This window comes from Sphingobacterium sp. NPDC055431 (assembly GCF_053644255.1).
Window position 1 is genome coordinate 124,308 of sequence record NZ_JBSHLH010000009.1, and the last position, 18,726, is coordinate 143,033.

Here is an 18,726-nt window from a genome sequence, read left to right on the forward strand (position 1 = left end):
TAATCTACTGTCTACTGTTTATTCTTCACATACTTCTCCAGGAACTGGTCTTGTTCCCAAAGAAGATGGAAGATGTTTTCCTTCGCTGCATAGCCATGAGACTCTCTTGGCAACAAGACCATTCTTACTGGAGCACCCAAGTTTTTCAATGCTTGGAAATAACGCTCAGTCTGCAAAGTAAAAGTACCAGGATTATTATCTGCAGCACCATGAACCAACAACATCGGCGTCTTCATCTTGTCCGCGCTAAAGAAAGGCGACATGGTGATATATAGGTTTGGATCATCCCAAAGGTTCCTTTGCTCGCTCTGGAAACCAAAAGGAGTCAAGGTACGGTTGTATGCACCGGAACGCGCAATACCTGCTGCAAACAGCTTAGAATTGCTCAACAAGTGTGCAGTCATAAAGGCACCATACGAGTGACCTCCAACAGCTACCTTATTTCTGTCCACATAGCCCAACTTGTCCACCGCATCGATGGCAGCTTCGGCATTGCCAACCAATTGCTCGATAAAATTATCATTAGGTTCTTGCGTACCTTCACCCACGATCGGGAAAGCCGCATTATCCAATACTGCATATCCTTTAGCTACCCAATAAATAAAGGACCCATAACTAGGAAAAGTGAATTCCTTAGGATTATTGGTGCTCTGGCCTGCAGTACTCTTATCCTTATATTCACGAGGGTAAGCCCAGATCAATAAAGGCAACTTCTCTTTCTTGTCATAGCCTGCTGGCAGGTACAAAGTACCTGAAAGGTCAACTCCATCCTTACGCTTGTAGTTCAACACTTCCTTGTGGACATTCGCCAAGGACTGGAATGGATTGGCTATCTCAGTTACGGCCTTTTCCTTGCCGGTCTTGATATTTTTGGAATAGTAATTAGGGAAATCAGTAGGTGATTGCAGAGAAACCAAGATATCTCCTTTGGCCATATCGATTACCGAATAGATACGCTCCTGCATCTTCGACTCCTTCGCCGTGTAGATACGTTTCTTCTTCAGCGTCTTGAAGTCATATTCATCGATAAATGGATATTCCCCTTCTTTGGTATAGCCATTACCTATCCAATAAGACTTGCCGTTTTTGATATACATGCTATAGGCACCGAAATCATTCTTATCACGATATGGTGTCCCTGGATTTGAATAGATATCCTGAACATTCAGGTCATAGATCACCTGATTTTTACCGGTACTTGGATTCAGTAAGTAGGTCTTCCCATTTCTGGTATCATACCATTGGCTATATACCAAGGCATAGTCATCGTTGCCCCATAGAGTTCCTGCATAGCGGTCTTTGATCTTGATCAGGGATTTTGGTTCAGCATTGAAAGGTGCATCCCAAACAAAGAGCTCATCTCTAAATTCTGCTGGCTTATTGGCATCTCCCCCGTCCAATGCCTGTACAAAGGCAAGTGTCGCAGGTTTATCCGTTCTCCATGACAAAGAACGTTTGCCAGGTCGTGTGGAAGAGAATCCTTTCGGCATGATTTCCATCAATGGCGTCTCGTTCACCTTCTTTACCAAGTTCCCCATTAGGTCATACACATTCGTTTCCATTGGGAAGCTTCCATAAGAAACAACATAGGAGAAAGGCTTTTTCAGGGTAGTGACCAAAACATATTGACCATCAGGAGATACTGATGAATTCATGTGCAGGTCAGCATTTTTAAAAGGCTCTTCCTTTCCATCCAAACCTAACCAAACCAATTTGGACTTCACCAGGTTCTCGAATTGTTGCTCATCTTGCGGGTTTTTCAATAGATCCTGATAGGTACGCAATTGCGAAACCTGTCCTGTCGAACTCGATACCACCGGCCCCGTTGGCAACTCATCTGGATTCCTAACCTTATCGGTTGCGGATCCATCAATCAAACTTAACAGCAAGCGATCTGAAGTCTTGTACCACATATATGGGTCGTGCATGACAGCATTGAGGTTATACTCCGTTAGTTTTTTCAGTTCTCTCTTTTCGATGTCAAAAACAAAGAGAGCCACTCCATTTTCCTGGCTGTTGGTAAAGGCCAACTTCTTCGAATCTGGTGAAAAGCTCACGTTCGATACCTTTGCCATCTCTGGCAATTGGATTTCGATCACCTCTTTGGATCCAGCTGGACTTAGGCTAAGGGCGTCAAAATAGGTCTCGGTACTCGAGATGTGCGCCTTTGCATTGATCCGTAGACCTGCAAGCTTCGTTTCCTCCACGCCCAGTTCAGAAAGCGTTTTGTAGGTTGGGCGGTACATAGACAGTACCCAATTCTTGTCGCTGCTCATCTGGATGCTCGGCGGACGCTTGAAATCTGCTAATTGAAGGATTTCTGTGGATGGTTTTTGAAAGGTTACATTCTCTTGAGCAGACACACTCGAAAACAACAAGAGAAATGGTACTAAAAATTTACATTTCATAATTATGGTTTCATAAACATTTAATAAATTCATTAATAGTCACCCTTGGTTCGGGTCGTACTTCCTAACAATTGTTAATAAAGTAGCACATTAGATTTACACAAATCTAACAATATATTATTTTATAATTTACTTTTAAAAATATATAACGATTTTGGTTAATATTAACAAAAATTGCAAGGTAATTTGACAATAAAAAGAGGAACGATTTCCGCCCTAAAATTATCCCCCATAAGTTATCAACATAGTTATAAAGCTGTAAAACAAGCCTTTAACAATAAGTGAATGTTACCAAGCATGTTTTAACCTGATTTTGGAAATCAATGTGGAAAAGTATCGTTACCGCTCCGAGGAAAAATAAGAGATATTTGTTCTACTTAAGAAAATGACCTTCTTAAGTCACAACGTTTTTTTTATTTATCAAAGGACCAAGGCTTATTCAGCTAAAATTCTTTTAAACTTAATATATCATGGCAAGAATCATTAAATTCGAAAAAAATGACTGTGCACCATGCGCACAAGTATCGGCATACCTAGACAGTAAAGGTATTGCCTATGAAACCATTAATCCTTTCGACGAACCTGAATTAGCCGTTAAGTTTAAAGTTCGTACCGTACCGACTGTGATCGTACTGGAGAACGATGAAATCAAAAACCGAATCATTGGATTCAATCCAAATGAACTCGATCAAATCGCATTGTAATAATCATAAACCGGAGGAATTATGATTTATTTATACTATGATTCTCGAACAGGTAATGTGGAACGCTTTATCAATAAAGTGGTTCAGATTACCGGCTGGACAGCCATCCGCATCCAAGATGACTTGGAAGGTAAGGAAGCTGGACATCTAATCACTTATACCACCAACTTTGGTAAAGTGCCAGACAAAACCGATGCATTCATGAAAGAAAAAAGTCACCTCATCAGTTCCGTTACTTCAAGTGGTAACCGCAACTGGGGAAGAAACTTTGCCGTGGCTGCAGACAAAATCTCTGAAATATTCGACATCCCTACGGCGATGAAATTCGAACTTTCAGGCACAATGGAAGATATTAATCAATTTATTGACATCATAAAAAATCAGTACTATGATAGCAAACGAGGTAGCGAAAAACTGGATATTGCTTAACAACGAAATCATGATCAAACATGATGACGAGTTCAGCTTGCATAAAGACAAGGAGGCTGTACGCGCCTATTTCCTGGAATATGTAAACAAGAACACCGTGTTCTTCTATACATTGAAGGAAAAAATCGACTATTTGGTCGAAAACGATTATTATATCGATTTCTACCAATGGTTTACGTTTGAGCAAATGGAAGAGGTATACAACTATGTATTCGCCAAAAAATTCCGTTTCCAATCCTTTATGGCTGCATTCAAGTTCTTCCAAAGTTACGCCCTGCGCGATGACTCTGGCGAGAAGTTCTTGGAACGCTATGAAGACCGCGTCGTTGCTGTAGCCCTATTCTTGGCTAGAGAAGAAGGCGTACAGAAAGCTATCGAGTATGCCGAAATCATGATCAGTCAAGAATATCAGCCCGCTACCCCGACTTTCTTGAACGCTGGTAAAAAACGCTCCGGCGAACTGGTGTCATGTTTCTTGGACGAAATCGGCGATAACCTGAATGGTATCGGCTATGCTGTCGATTCGGCAATGAAACTATCTTCTATCGGTGGTGGAGTTTCTTTCAACATCTCCAAGATCCGTGCCCGTGGCGAAGCCATCAAAGGTGTGGAAGGCCGTGCTGGTGGAGTATTACCGATCATGAAAATCATGGAAGATACCTTCTCCTATGCTAACCAACTTGGTCAACGCCCAGGTGCAGGTGCTGTATACTTAAACATTTTCCACTCGGATATCGAAGAATTCTTGGATTGTAAAAAAATCAACGTAGACGAGAAAGTTCGTATCAAGTCTCTATCCATCGGTATTATCGTTCCTGATAAATTCATGGAATTAGCAGAAAAGGATGAGCCTTGCTACCTGATCTACCCGCACACAGTAATGCAAGAGTACGGTCAGTACCTTGATGAAATTGACATGGATGCGATGTACGATGAGTTGATAACCAACCCTAACGTTAAAAAGAAAAAAATCAATGCCCGTCACCTATTGGTGAAAATCGCTCAGACACAAAAAGAGTCGGGATACCCATACATCTTCTTCAAAGAGAACACCAACCGTGCACACGCATTGAATGGAATCGGTAAAGTAAAATTCTCTAACCTGTGTACCGAGATCATGCAAGTATCAGAAGTATCTGATATCAACATTTACGGTAAAGAAGACACTATCCGTTACGGTATTTCCTGTAACCTAGGCTCCTTGAACATTGCAACGGTCATGGACAACAAACGCATCAAAGAAACTGTTAAAACCGCTATGCGTGCCTTAACCGTGGTTTCTGATGTCACCAATATCGAAATGGTTCCTTCCATCGCTAAAGCAAACCGCGAGCTTCACTCTGTTGGTTTAGGAGCAATGAACCTACATGGCTACCTAGCGAAAAGCTTTATCATGTACGAATCTACCGAAGCATTGGATTTCGCCAACATCTTCTTCATGGCCATGAACTACTATTCTATCGAGGCTTCCATGGAGATTGCAAAAGAACGCCAACAGACTTTCGTAGGATTCGAAAAATCAGCTTACGCTGATGGTACTTATTTCGATAAATACCTTTCGCATGAATACACGCCGAAAACGGAAAAAGTAAAAGAATTGTTCGAAGGCATCCACATCCCAACATTGGAAGATTGGGCGAACCTAAAAGCTCAAGTGGCTGAACATGGTGTTTACCATGCGTACCGCTTAGCGATCGCTCCTAACCAGTCTACTTCATACATCATGAATGCAACTGCTTCTGTGATGCCGATCGTGGACATCATCGAAGTAAGAGAGTACGGTGATAGTACGACTTATTATCCAATGCCTTACTTGACCAATGACAACTACTTCTATTTCAAATCAGCTTACGATATGGACCAGATGAAAGTGTTGAAGTTGATCTCGGTTATCCAACGTCATATTGACCAAGGGGTATCCACCATCCTTCACACCAATTCAAAAGACTCCACTCGTGATCTAGCGAAATACTACATTTACGCCCATAAGTTAGGACTGAAATCATTGTACTACACCCGTACGCGTAAATCTACCATCGAGGAATGTATCTCTTGTTCAGCATAAGACATTCTCGTTAGAACCCAAGACATAAATCACGGAGAAGCTGAACTGGAAATTGAAAATTATCCAGTTCAGCTTCTTCAACTAAAAGATATAAGAAAAGCAATGAGCAAACAATTTACAGCGGTAAACTGGAATACACCGGACAACGATTACGCCTTGATGTTCTGGGAACAGAATATCAGACAATTCTGGATCGATACAGAATACATCCCTTCCAAGGATATAGACAGCTGGAAAGGCCTAAGCTGGGATATGAAAGAATGTTATAAGAAAGCCCTAGGCGGTCTTACATTATTGGATACCCTACAAAGCCATACCGGTATGCCAAAGATCATTGACCACATTGACTCATTGCAGAACAAAGCTGTTCTTTCTTATATGTGTATGATGGAAGCGATCCACGCCAAATCATATTCAACCATCTTTACAACGGTTTCCACAACCAATGAAATCAATGACGTTTTCGGATGGGTTTCCCAAAACAAATTCTTACAGTACAAAGCTTCAACGATCGACAAGTACTACCGTGCCATCGATAAAGAAAATGTATCTGACGAAGAACTGTTCATGGCTCTAGGTGCTTCGGTTTTATTGGAATCTTTCCTTTTCTACTCTGGTTTCTTCTTGCCTTTATGGTTATGCGGTCAGGGACAGATGGTAGCTTCTGCCGATATCATCAAGAAGATCATCGCTGATGAATCTATCCACGGTGTATTCGTTGGCCTTATCGGTCAAGAGGTATTTGCAAGACTGCAGAACAAAGCTGAAGTTAAACAACGCTTCCTAGACCTATTAAACGAGCTGTACGAGAACGAAATCAAATACACAGAAGAATTGTACACCGTAGTAGGATTGACTGCTGAGGTAAAGGAATACGTACGTTACAACGGAAACAAAGCCCTAATGAACTTAGGTTTCGAACCTATCTTCGAGGTAAAACAAGTAAACCCAATCGTATTGAACGGTCTGAACACAGAAACCACCCAACACGATTTCTTCTCCAAAAAATCTACTAACTACGAAAAAGCAACGGAAATCGTCCACCTAAAAAATGAAGATTTCCTATTAGATGCTACAGTAGAGATTTAATATTCTTTGTTATAAAAAAAAACTCCCCTCAGGTAAACTGAGGGGAGTTTTTTTTATAGACATAAGACAACAGACATAAGACATTAGAACTTTCTAGCTTATCTCGCGTCCCCTGTCTTGTGTCTTGTGTCTTATGTCTTATGTCTTATGTCTTATGTCTAAACAATGGTCTCTTAGTAACCTGGGTTTTGTTTCAGGTTAGGGTTAATGGCCATATGTTGTTGTGGAATTGGGAACAATTCCTTGTTGACATCGTTGGTTGCTTTATGATCCCACCATGCTCCGCTTGTGTATTTTCCGAAACGGATAAGGTCGGTTCTGCGTTTACCTTCGAAGATAAACTCACGGCCACGTTCAGCCAATAGTTCATCTAAAGTCAAGGTAGCTGTAGAATACTGATTGGCAGCCCAGTCTGCTGCTGCAAATGAGCGCTTCTTAGACTCATTGATCAAGTTTACAGCTTCTTGGTTGGCCGTTCCACCATTCTTGCGCATGATAGCTTCTGCCTTGTTAAAGTAAACCTCGCTCAGACGGTAGATCAAGTAATCATTCTCTTGGTAGTTATCATCCGATAAACGACCTGATTTATACTTGTTAAACCTTGCTCCTGAGTTTTCTTCTCCTTCCGCCATCGATCCTTGTGAAGTTTTATCTCCTTCACTCTCGCGACGAATGGAATTAACGAATACTAAAGGTTGTCCAGAATACTCTTCTGTTCCTACCACTGGAGTTTGGGTACCGTATTTATATTGAGGACCGAACAAGAACCAATCTTTCTTTCTTAAGTCTTTGGCGTTGTAAGCGTCAAATGCAGTAGGAATAACCACGAATGCATTCCATCCTCCGTAACCTACGTTCAAGGCCTCTTTCATATAATCATATCCGAAATAGAATCCGCCCCAATCAAAAGCCCATCCACCTTTACGGCTGAACTGGAATTGGAATAGCGCCTCTGGATTTGCTGAGTTCGTATTGCTGAACGCAGCATTGATGTCAGCAGAAAGCTTCGGTGTACCTCCGATTCCGCCGCCAGCACCTGAAATGACCTTATCCGATGCAGCGATCGCTTGATCCCACATGGCAGTGCCCGACCATTTCTGTGCATTCAGATATAGCTCTGAAAGCATGGCATAACCTGCTGCTCGGTTTACCTTACCAACAGATTCAGCAGTCAGATCTGGCAACTTCGGAACCTCGGCCTCCAATTCGGTCTTGATAAAATCAAAAACCTCTTTTCTGGTCTTGGTCTCCGGGTTCAATGGCTTGTCAGCTACTTCTACTGCAATCGGCACATTTCCCCACATATCCATGATGCGCATATAGTGGTAAGCTCTCAACACCTTTAGTTGTGCAACAGCGGTATTGATCTCTTCTTGGGTCATGCCAATGCTTGCAAAATCCAACTTCTCGATATCCCCAATGGCATTATTGATAAAACCTACACCGGTCCACATCAAATCCCACGCATTCTTCAGCCTATTTTCGTTCACCGTCCAGGTATGGTAGTGCATACGGAAGTGGTCTCCCCCATCATAACCATGGCGACCTTTTTGCGGCCAAGCTACTTGATCTGCTGCTAATTCCGAATGATAGTAAAATCCGGAACCTCCTGTAGGAGCCAACCAAGCCTGCATATGCGTGAATGGTCTTAATACGGCCTGCTCTACCTCCAATTTATTCTTATAGAAACTTTCCTGTTCTAATTTGCTATATAGATTCTCATCTAAATTGGTACAAGCGGAAAGTCCAGCTGTCGCCATTACCGCAACGGCTGCAAATCGTATCGTACGTTTATTTAATAATCTCATAATTTACTTCTTTAAAAACCAATATTTAATCCCAATGACCATGATTGTGTTCTAGGGTAGAATCCTCTAGAATCAATACCTCCATCAAATCCAGTATCTTGCAATTCTGGATCTATTCCAGAATAAGAAGTAATGGTTGCAAGATTCCTTGCGGTCATATACACATATAAATTCCTCAAATAGTCATTCTTAAGGTTGAAAGTATATCCAAGGGTAATATTGTCGATCTTAACAAATGAACCGTTCTCCAAATAGTAGTCTGAGTACTGCGGGTCATCCTTCAAGGCAGCATGTTTGCCAAATGCAGACTCCAATACGTTGTTCGGTAACCATTTTTGGTTTCCAAAATACATATCTGCAGTGTTCAAGATATCATATTTGAATTTACCTCTCAAGAATACGGTCAGGTCAAATCCTTTATAACTGAATCGGTTACCAAGGGAAGCCTGGAATTTTGGAATACCATTCCCGATATAGGTCAGGTCATCGTTGTTGATTTCGCCAGCATGTGCCGTAGAACCATCAGCTTTGTAGAATAACCATTTTCCAGCATCGTCAAATCCAGCGAATCTCTTGCCGTAGAATGATCCGACCTCGCCACCTTCTTCCAGACGGATAGCATTACCCAAGTTTCCTGGCGAAGGCAAACCTCCGAACTCTAACCAGTTACTCTTAAAGATATCACTGGATAGTTTGGTCAACTTGTTCTTTTGGTAGTTACCGGCAAAATCAACTTGCCATGTAAAGTTATCATTGGCGATCGGCGTACCGGTCAATTGGATCTCGATACCTTTGTTCACCACTTCACCTACGTTGTACCAAATCGATGGCTGTACGTAAGCAGGCAACTGTGCATTGTATTCATACAATAAGTCAGTAGTCTTTCTGTGATAAACATCAATAGCACCCGTCAAACGGTTATTGAACATACCAAAGTCAACCCCGATATTGGTTTCTGCTTTTTGCTCCCATTTCAAGTCCGGATTCGGGTTTGTGGAAATACCGTAAGTTTGGTAATAGATTCCGTTCTGTGGATATACACCACCAGTACCTAAGGTAACTAACGATAGGTAGTTAGGGATACCTTGGTTACCCGTAACACCATAACCAGCACGTAGCTTCAAGTCATTAACCACTTCTTTGTTGGTAAAAAAGTCTTCGTTTGAAATGTTCCAACCTGCTGAAACTGCTGGGAAATTACCCCATTTGTTGTTGGCACCAAATCTTGAAGATCCTTCACGACGTAAGATCGCAGTAACAAAGTACTTGTCTGCATAATTATAGTTTACACGTCCAAAGAATGCGATCAGGGTGTTGTCTTCTTTAAATGAATTCAACCCTGGTCTAGGTAATTTATCATTGGTAATGGCAGTACCGGAGTTAAAGTCCCAATCTAGGAATCCGTCGGTGGTAAAACCATTATTGTTCATGTCAAACCACTCCAAAGTTGAGTATTGATAACTATAACCTAATAATCCAGTAACGGTATGTTTCTCGTTGAAGGTTTTGTTATAGTCAATGGTACTTTCAAAGGTTTTTGTCCAGTTCAGTTCATTGCGTTTATACGCATATCCCATTCCTTGGTAGTTGGAGTCTTCCCTTTGGTCCCAATCTAATTTAGAACGGAATTCACGACCGTTCCAGTTGTCTCTTACATAAGAACCGAATGCCGAAACGCTCAATTCGTCCAAGATCTTGAACTTCAAACGGGCATCACCAGAAAATGTCTGTTGGTTACGCTCATTTAACCTATAGGCCAATCGGCTCATCGGGTTATAGTTATTGTATTCCTGGGTTTGGTAGAAAGTTCCATCGGCATTCACCAATGGCGCTGTCGGGTTACGTTGAATGGCTTGTTCAAAATCCCCTGTTTGTCCACCCAATAGATTGGCTTTATTAAAATTGGCAGCAATATTAGCTGATAAGGTCAAACGATCCTTCAATCCTGTTTGGCTGAAGTTGATACGTCCACCAAATTGCTCTTTACCATTTTCCTTAGCCACACCTTTTGCCTGTTCATAGTTGAAGGAAGCACGGTATGTTGAGTTTTCCCCACCGCCGCTGGCAATGAAGTTATGGAAATGCGAAAAGTTATCCTTATTGATCAATTCATCATATAGATCAGTTGTAGCACCTAAATCATATTTTGGTCTATCCAATCCTACAACTACTTTATCCCTAAACTGAGCAGCATCCAACATGGTTGGTCTGCGGTTTACGATTTCAGTCTGTCCATACGTCAAGTATTCAAATTGAGGTGTTCCAGCCTTACCTTTTTTCGTTGTAACCAAAATTACACCACCGTTACCACGGGTACCATAGATTGCCGCTGCAGAACCATCCTTCAATACGTCGATGGACTCGATGTCCCCTTGTTTGATCAGGTCCAGGTTACCACCAGGGATACCATCGATAACCACCAATGGGCTATTGGATCCTTTTAGGGAAGCCATACCACGTAACTGAATATTGGTTCCTGAGTTCGGGTTACTTCCTTGCGTCCGAGTTACGTTCAGACCAGCTACTTTACCTTGGACCAATTCCATCGGGTTTCTCATTCCCCCTCTGTTAAAGTCCTTTTCCTTTACGGAAGCCACTGCGGAAGTAATCTCCTTACGTTTCTGAGTACCGTAACCAACTACGACTACCTCATCCAATGATTCTTCGTCTGGGCTCAGGTTAACATTGGCTGTTGCAGAGGTTACTGGAAATTCTTGGGATTTAAATCCAATGTAACTTACCTGAAGAACATCTCCGTTTTCAGCTGCGATGCTAAAATTACCGGCATCATCGGTTTGGGCCGCTGCTTCTTTTCCCTTCACGCGGACGGTCACTCCTGAAAGTGCTTCCCCCGTGCTTGCATTCTTCACCGTCCCCGTCACTGTCTGTTGAAATTCAACCTTCTCCATCCTTGTCGCTTCAGAATACGGTACCGATGCAGCATAACCATAACTGCAAGCCATCAGCGCAAAGCACAATATGCTCCCTCTGACAAAGCCTTTCCGATACATTTTTGAACTGTAAATGTTTGGCATGTTAATTAACGTTAATGAATAAATAATTTTTAAAGGTCTATAAAACTGATACTTAATCCTAAAACGATTTAGTTTAATTGGGACACAAGTTTGATTCTGAATGACCCAATAAAAGTAACGTGATAATTAGTTAAATATTATCCTTTGTTTTATTGATATTCGGGGAAATTAGAAAATTTATGTTAAAATCCTAAAATTAACAGCACAAAGTTTGGTAACACTTGTGTTATATTCTGCTAAAAAAGTGCAGGAATTTTAGTGCCTAAATGGAGGCAATTCGAGCGTACATTTCCACCATGGCCAGTTGGTCCAGCAACCATTTTTTGGCGCTCTTTTTTTCACCCGTCCAGTCCTTGTTGAACAAGCCGTGTTCATCCCTTAGATCCGTCCAGGCATAACGTAAATTATCCTTGAAACTATTGATATACAGTGGATTTTTATCGGCATGGTACAACTCCACAAAACCCCTCAACATCACGGCGATAAACCAGGAATCGGAGTTCTTGAAAAGCTTAATATTCTTGCCAGAATTCAATGCTTTATCTTGGAAGAAATATTCATGCGCAGAAGCAGCAATTTCCTGCGCTTCTTTCAGGTATTTTTGGTCCTTTGTAATTTTATAAAATAAGGCAGCCGATTGTAACATTTGTCCGGAATTATAGGGAAATTTTGTTTTGTTTACTTTACCCGTCAAGGAAATGTTGTCAAAATAGAGATGATCCACAGGATCCTCCAAATGCTCCTTGGTCCATTGATACAATTTCTCGGCTTTCTCTAAATATGCTCTTTTGTTGGTCGCCTCATACAGCTTTAACAGATAGACCACAGCCGGAGCATTAGAACAGGTATTCTTGGATTCTTTTTTCTGTTCGCACCAATAGATCCCTCCCCCTAGTTTATCATCCATCCCACTTTCCACAAAACGCCAGATCTCCTCCGATTTAGCTAGGAATTTCTTGTCCTTCGTGTTCAGGTATAGATCGGCAAAGTCAATTCCCAACCAAACGTTATCATCATAGAATCGATCAGATAATGGGGCATTTTTCACATAAGAGGCATAGCCATATGGTTCTCTTTTATCATAATAATGTTCCAATCCCGGCAGGACCTTGGTTTTGATCTCTTTAAGGATCTTTGGGTCTTTATGAAGCTCATAACGGGCCACTTGAGCAGAAAGTGAGCCTGAAAATGGCCAAAGGTAGGAATAGGCATTTCCCTTTTTGCCTTCATCGGGTCCGGCCAGATAACTGGCTTTATAGCTATCATCATATGGAAAATTCTCGCGAAGTAAATATTCCCCCTTAATTCCATAATGCTTATAGATGGAGTCCAAACTTATCGCTGCTTGCTCAGCAAAGGATGGTACTGCAGGGTTGGGCTGTGCAAGTACTTGCACAAGCTGCATAAAACAAATTACGGTTAGGATGAATGTCTTTTTCATGATCGCGTTCTTTTCTTCTTAAAGTTTATGTTGGGAAACCAGGTTTCCATAGGTTGATTGATGTCAGATAGCATCAGCGTGATTTACATTTCTTGGGGATCAATAGGATGGTATCCCCAAGAAATGTCGGAATTGTCTTAAATATTGCCTTTTTTCAGCTCATTGACGGCATGGTCCACTGCCCTCGCAGAGAAAGCCATATAGGTCAATGAAGGGTTTTGCGTAGAGGTGGATGTCATACTCGCCCCATCAGTAACGAAAACATTTGGACAGGCATGCACCTGATGCCAACTGTTCAAAACCGAGGTTTTGGGATCTTTACCCATGCGGGCTCCACCCATTTCATGGATATCCAAACCCGGAGCTTGTGAACTTTCATTTCTATGGATATTCTTGAAGCCAGCGGCTGTAAACATTTCTTCCATGGTATCCAGATAATCCTTCTTCATCTTCGCATCGTTATCATCATAATCCACGGATATCTTGAGCAATGGCATTCCCCATTCATCTTTCTGCTTATCATCCAGGGCTACATAATTGCTTTCCTTTGGAATGGTTTCCCCCATCATATGCGAACCCACGCCCCAATTTCCATATTTTGGAGTTAAGATCGACCCTTTCAGGTCTGCCCCCAATCCCGACTCGTCCGACCAGGAAGAACGGTAAGCTCCAAATCCAGCCGCGTAGCCTCTCAAGAAATCGGTCTCCTGTTTATGTAAATTTCTGAAACGCGGAATATAACCTCCTCCAGCAGGATTTCTGCCATCGGTCTTAAATTCCAGCATCCCTTCGTATTCCGCACCAATCCGTGCACTGTAATTATGGAAAGCCACATACTTTCCTAAGGTACCCGAATCATTGCCCAGGCCATTCTGGAATCTATTGGATTTAGAGTTCAACAGGATCAAGGTAGAATTTAGCGCCGCTGCATTCACGAAGATCACCTTAGCATAGAAATCTATCTCTTCCTTTGTCTCTTTATCGATTACCTTTACCCCTACCGCTTTCCCTTTACTTTCATCGTATAAGATAGAGTGCACGACCGAGTTCGGTCTCATGGTCAGGTTTCCTGTTTTCGCTGCCCAAGGCAGAGTGGACGCATTCGAACTGAAGTATCCTCCAAAAGGACAGCCACGTTGGCATAAGGTACGGTTCTGACATTGAACCCTACCCTGATCCAAGTGGATCTGATTAGGCTTAGATAAATGGGCACATCGTGCTGAAATCACTTTTCTTCCCGGATATTTGCTCTCTACCTGTTGTTTGAAATATTTTTCAACCACATTCAAGGGGTACCCTGGCAGAAACTCACCATCCGGTAGTTCCGGCAGACCGTCCTTATCACCGGCAATCCCCGCAAAACGTTCCACGTGGTCATACCAAGGTTTAATATCTTTATAACGGATAGGCCAATCTACGGCAAAGCCATCCCTTGCTGGACCTTCAAAATCAAAATCAGACCATCGCTGGGTCTGTCTGGCCCATAATAGGGATTTTCCCCCTACCTGATAGCCACGGATCCAGTCGAAAGGCTTTTCCTGAACATAAGGATGTTCCTTGTCTTTCACGAAAAAATGGGCTGCATCCTCATGGAAGGCATAACAACGATTTACAATTGGGTTTTCCTGCTGTACGGCATAAGGCATTTCCCCTCTATGCTCAAACTCCCATGGATATAGGTTGGTCGTCGGATAATCCTTCACATGCTGTACATCCCGACCACGCTCCAGGACCAAGGTCTTCAGACCTTTCTCACAAAGTTCCTTGGCAGACCAGCCACCGGAAATCCCAGAACCGATGACGATGGCATCGTAACTACGATCTTTTTCTGAATCAATATTTAAGTTTGCCATGGTCTATGCATCTATTTTTGCGGCTCCGTTATATCTACCCGGAACCAATTCGTAAACTAATTTATTTTTCATCACGTATTCCGAGTTCTTATATCCTTGGACCGTCCTTCTTTTCAAGATCTTGAAGAATACATCATCTTCAGGAAGCGCCTTGAGATAAGCCTGTTGCTCTTCCAAGGTCTTACCCTTCAGTTTTGAGGCTGCTTTCAAGCCATCGGTAAATTTATGCTGATCTTCTGGACTCGTGCAATCGTCCAGCATTTTCATCACGAAAAGATGTAGGTTTAGCTCTTTGGCACCAGGGCTATCGGTTTTGGGAATAATGGCTTCAACCAATTCAGCCAACATTTGCTCATCATCAAGATTGAGCTTCACTTTGTTTAACTGAATGGTAGGAGCTTTAGAACTAAAGTCGCAGGAAGTAGCAATCATGATACCACCTGCCACGATAAACATTTGTTTTAATGCGGTCCGTCTATCCATAAGATTCATAATCTAGAAACCTAAAATACGAATTATTGGATAGTTAGTTCTTTAATTTAGGGAAAGCAACGATTTTTTTACTTCTGCTAAATCGTTTAATAATTCGTCCGCATGTGTCAAACGAGATTTTTCAACCTCCTGTTTGGTCACAGCGATACAGTAAAGACCAGCAGTTTTAGCCGCTGTACAGCCCGTACTGGTATCTTCTACCACCACAATCTCCTCTTTTGGGATCGATAATTTATTGACTGCCAATAAATAAGGTTCAGGGTTGGGTTTTGGATTCTCCACTTGTTCCCTTGTCACAAAGAATTCAAAGTACTTCAGCAAATTATGTTCTCCAAGCACCGTGTCTACGGTCGTCTGATAACTGGAAGTCACCAATCCTATGGTCTTTCCAGCATCCTTTACAGCATCTAATAATTCCTTGGCATGGGGCATCAGACGAATATTCTTCATATTAGCCTTCGCATACCGAGAACGCGTCGCAAACCACATATCTTCTTCATCAACATGCAGCTTATATTCCTCATTCAACATCTTTACGTTATGGCTCAAGGTGTGCCCAGCAAAATTGGAAATCCATTCATCAAAATCAATCTTCAAACCATAATCATTCTCCAAAATTGGAGCCCAGTTGCTGAAATAGAAATATTCAGAATCAATCAACGTCCCATCTAAATCAAAAAGTACTGCATTTATATTATTCATGCTGCAAATTTAACCATATTAATATTAAGCCCATGTTAAATAACGAAGTCTTAACATAGGTCTTCATCTTTATTTAACAAGGTTTCATGGATAAGGTTCTATGCTTTTCTAATGATGGGAACTAAGTATTAGTTTACCCATATTCGAGACATATTGCGAAAGTTCCGAATGTGTCTCGAATAAGGTCAAAAGTTCATAAGAAAACCTTGGCTTAATAGAATTTTAAATTTGCATTCATGCCATCCTTAGAACTGTAAATTCATTGTTGTTAATGAAGGCTTGATTTGCGATAGCTAGAGGCTTTTATTAAGTTTGCTAAGCCCGCTATAAAGATATGCGGAAGGTATAAAAACAAAATACTTTATGAAAATAATTGCAGTAGGCAGAAATTATATAGACCACGCCAAAGAATTAAACAATCCTGTCCCAGAAAAGCCAGTTATCTTTCTAAAACCTGATACTGCAGTTTTGAAAGACAATAAGGACTTCTACTACCCCGAATTCAGCAAGGATGTGCACTATGAAGTGGAACTGGTGCTACGGGTATGTAATGAGGGCAAGCATGTTTCCAAAAAGTTCGCCCATAAATATTATGATGCGATTGGCTTGGGCATTGATTTTACGGCAAGGGATCTTCAATCAGAACTGAAGGCTAAGGGATTACCTTGGGAGTTGGCAAAAGCTTTTGACCACTCCGCTGCAGTCGGGGAATTGATTGCAAAAGAGCAGTTCAATGACCTACAGAACCTGAATTTTTCACTTCGGAAAAACGGAGAAATGGTTCAGGAAGGCAATAGCAAGGACATGATTTTTGATTTCGACAGCTTGATCACATTTGTTTCCCAATACATAACCTTAAGAAAAGGAGATTTGATCTACACAGGCACCCCAGCAGGGGTAGGACCGGTACAAATTGGGGATAAATTGGAAGGATTTTTGGAGGAGAAAAGCATGTTTACATGCCAAATAAAATAAGATGAAGAAAATAACGCTATCCTTATTCGTAGCACTCAGTCTGGCGGGAACTCTATCCGCTCAAAATAAAGATATTATCAAATCACGGAATTATCCACAGGGCTATTTCCGGAATCCATTGAATATAGCGCCAGATGCTTCTGGTACTTTTGGGGAACTCCGTTCGACCCACTTCCATGCGGGTGACGATTACCGGACCCAGCAAAGAATCGGACTTCCATTACATGCCGCAGCCGAAGGTTATGTTTCCCGTGTAAGGGTACAGATCGGTGGTGGTGGAAACTCGGTTTACATAGATCATCCCAATGGTTATACCACGGTTTATTTGCACATGGACAGCTTTAATGATGTCCTGACCAAAATCATCCGTGCGGAGCAGTACAAGCAGCAACGGTTTGATGTGGATATGGAATTAAAACCCGGTCAGGTGAAGTTGAGCAAAGGGCAATTTATTGGAAATGCAGGGAATACGGGTGGTTCAGCAGGACCGCATCTCCATTTCGAAATCAGGGATACTAAGTCCCAGCATCCTTTGAACCCGCAGCTCTTTGGCCTGCATTTTACCGATAGGTTTGCCCCAACCATTAACGGCATTATGGTCTATGACCTTATGGATCCATTGTTTAACGAAAATACTGGCCGGAGGTATCAACAATTAAAGGCGCTAGGGTCGGGACGCTATGCGCTGGCTTCTGGAGCACCGATTTCAGTAAACGGTAAATTTGGCCTTGGAATAAATACGATTGACAGGCATCGCGCTGGAGGTTTCCAAAACGGTGTGTATTCCATCGAACTGTTCCTTGATGGTAAAGCGGTCTCCACCGTGCTGTTCGAGGAACTCGATTTCAATACTTCCAGTGCCATCCATTCTTACATAGACTTTCCGCATTTTAAGAAAACAAAGGCAAAGGTTCAGAAGAGTTTTAAAGACCCAGGCAATCCTATACAGATCTTCAAGTTCTTAGACAAGGATGGTACGATTGAATTGAAGGATGATGCGGTCCATGATGTGAAATATGTAGTCAAGGACGTTCATGGCAATTGTAGCGAACTGGATTTTAAAGTCAAGAACAATGCAAGCTATACCGCAAAGCGAAACCCTGCAAAAGGAGAACTGTTTGCCTACAGCAAAGACAACGAGTTTGAAGCAGACCAAGTGAAATTGGACATTCCAAAAGGAGCCCTTTATACTGATTTGGATTTTGTGTATTCCACGAGTGCTCCAAGGCCCAATAGTTATTCGGCAGTACATCATGTGCAGAACAACCTAACGCCCCTATTTTCCACTTACAAGTTGAGTGTGAAACCAACCAGCCTTCCAAAACACCTGGAGAGCAAAGCCTTATTGGCATCTGTAGAAGGAGGTTCAGTAGGTGGGAAATTTGAAAATGGCTGGGTAACAGTGAACACCAAGATATTTGGTTCATTTTATGTGACGGTAGATACGATTGCACCGACCATTGTTCCACGCAATTTCAGTAATGGCAAGAACGTCAGTGGACAATCAAAAATTGACTTCACGATTGCCGATAATTACTCAGGGATTCAATCTTTCAATGCATATATTGATGACAAATGGGTACTGATGGAATATGATTCAAAGAATAGGCATGTTTGGCATCGATTTGACCCCGCATTGAGCAAGGGACAACATAAATTCAAATTCGTAGTGAAGGACTGGAAGGATAACGAGAAGGTCTACGAAGCTACATTTACTAGATAGAA

13 protein-coding genes are annotated in these 18,726 nt (G+C 41.9%); 6 read left to right on the forward strand and 7 right to left on the reverse strand.

Annotated features, from left to right (window positions below; translation table 11 throughout):
- Window positions 1-11: 11 nt before the first annotated feature.
- A complete protein-coding gene (locus ACWIB3_RS10250; RefSeq protein ID WP_454291537.1) occupies window positions 12-2,408 on the reverse strand; it encodes a prolyl oligopeptidase family serine peptidase in 2,397 nt (798 codons plus the stop codon).
- Between the two features lie 470 nt (window positions 2,409-2,878).
- Between ACWIB3_RS10250 and ACWIB3_RS10255 the strand changes: the two genes are divergently transcribed.
- From ACWIB3_RS10255 to nrdF, 4 genes are all read left to right on the forward strand, one after another.
- A complete protein-coding gene (locus ACWIB3_RS10255; RefSeq protein WP_254529540.1) occupies window positions 2,879-3,112 on the forward strand; it encodes a glutaredoxin family protein in 234 nt (77 codons plus the stop codon).
- A 21-nt stretch (window positions 3,113-3,133) separates the two neighbouring features.
- Window positions 3,134-3,541, forward strand: a complete 408-nt coding sequence (gene nrdI, locus ACWIB3_RS10260) for a class Ib ribonucleoside-diphosphate reductase assembly flavoprotein NrdI (protein ID WP_185213389.1) — start codon at window positions 3,134-3,136, stop codon at window positions 3,539-3,541.
- On the forward strand, window positions 3,501-5,606 hold the full coding sequence (nrdE, locus tag ACWIB3_RS10265; protein ID WP_185213388.1) for a class 1b ribonucleoside-diphosphate reductase subunit alpha: 2,106 nt from the start codon (window positions 3,501-3,503) through the stop codon (window positions 5,604-5,606). Before nrdI ends, nrdE begins: the two co-directional genes overlap by 41 nt.
- Before the next feature lie 102 nt (window positions 5,607-5,708).
- On the forward strand, window positions 5,709-6,695 hold the full coding sequence (gene nrdF, locus ACWIB3_RS10270) for a class 1b ribonucleoside-diphosphate reductase subunit beta (protein WP_185213387.1): 987 nt from the start codon (window positions 5,709-5,711) through the stop codon (window positions 6,693-6,695).
- Window positions 6,696-6,868: 173 nt separating this feature from the next.
- Here nrdF and ACWIB3_RS10275 read toward each other — a convergent pair whose 3' ends face one another.
- From ACWIB3_RS10275 to ACWIB3_RS10300, 6 genes are all read right to left on the reverse strand, one after another.
- Entirely contained in the window at window positions 6,869-8,503 is a 1,635-nt protein-coding gene (locus ACWIB3_RS10275; RefSeq protein ID WP_313261712.1) for a RagB/SusD family nutrient uptake outer membrane protein, read from the reverse strand.
- 11 nt (window positions 8,504-8,514) lie between these two features.
- Window positions 8,515-11,538, reverse strand: coding sequence for a SusC/RagA family TonB-linked outer membrane protein (locus ACWIB3_RS10280; RefSeq protein ID WP_254529542.1), 3,024 nt, complete (start codon window positions 11,536-11,538; stop codon window positions 8,515-8,517).
- Window positions 11,539-11,800: 262 nt separating this feature from the next.
- Window positions 11,801-12,979: a glycoside hydrolase family 76 protein gene (locus ACWIB3_RS10285; protein ID WP_454291538.1), complete on the reverse strand. Its 1,179-nt coding sequence runs from the start codon at window positions 12,977-12,979 to the stop codon at window positions 11,801-11,803.
- 137 nt (window positions 12,980-13,116) lie between these two features.
- A complete protein-coding gene (locus ACWIB3_RS10290; RefSeq protein WP_185213383.1) occupies window positions 13,117-14,832 on the reverse strand; it encodes a GMC oxidoreductase in 1,716 nt (571 codons plus the stop codon).
- Between the two features lie 3 nt (window positions 14,833-14,835).
- Window positions 14,836-15,315: a gluconate 2-dehydrogenase subunit 3 family protein gene (locus ACWIB3_RS10295; RefSeq protein WP_185213382.1), complete on the reverse strand. Its 480-nt coding sequence runs from the start codon at window positions 15,313-15,315 to the stop codon at window positions 14,836-14,838.
- 51 nt (window positions 15,316-15,366) lie between these two features.
- The gene (locus ACWIB3_RS10300) at window positions 15,367-16,026 is read right to left on the reverse strand and encodes an HAD family hydrolase (protein ID WP_185213381.1); all 660 of its coding nucleotides are present in this window, start codon (window positions 16,024-16,026) and stop codon (window positions 15,367-15,369) included.
- Between the two features lie 363 nt (window positions 16,027-16,389).
- Here ACWIB3_RS10300 and ACWIB3_RS10305 point away from each other — a divergent pair, with 363 nt between their 5' ends.
- Entirely contained in the window at window positions 16,390-17,001 is a 612-nt protein-coding gene (locus tag ACWIB3_RS10305; RefSeq protein WP_454291539.1) for a fumarylacetoacetate hydrolase family protein, read from the forward strand.
- Between the two features lies 1 nt (window position 17,002).
- Window positions 17,003-18,724, forward strand: a complete 1,722-nt coding sequence (locus ACWIB3_RS10310; RefSeq protein ID WP_454291540.1) for a M23 family metallopeptidase — start codon at window positions 17,003-17,005, stop codon at window positions 18,722-18,724.
- Window positions 18,725-18,726 lie beyond the last annotated feature (2 nt).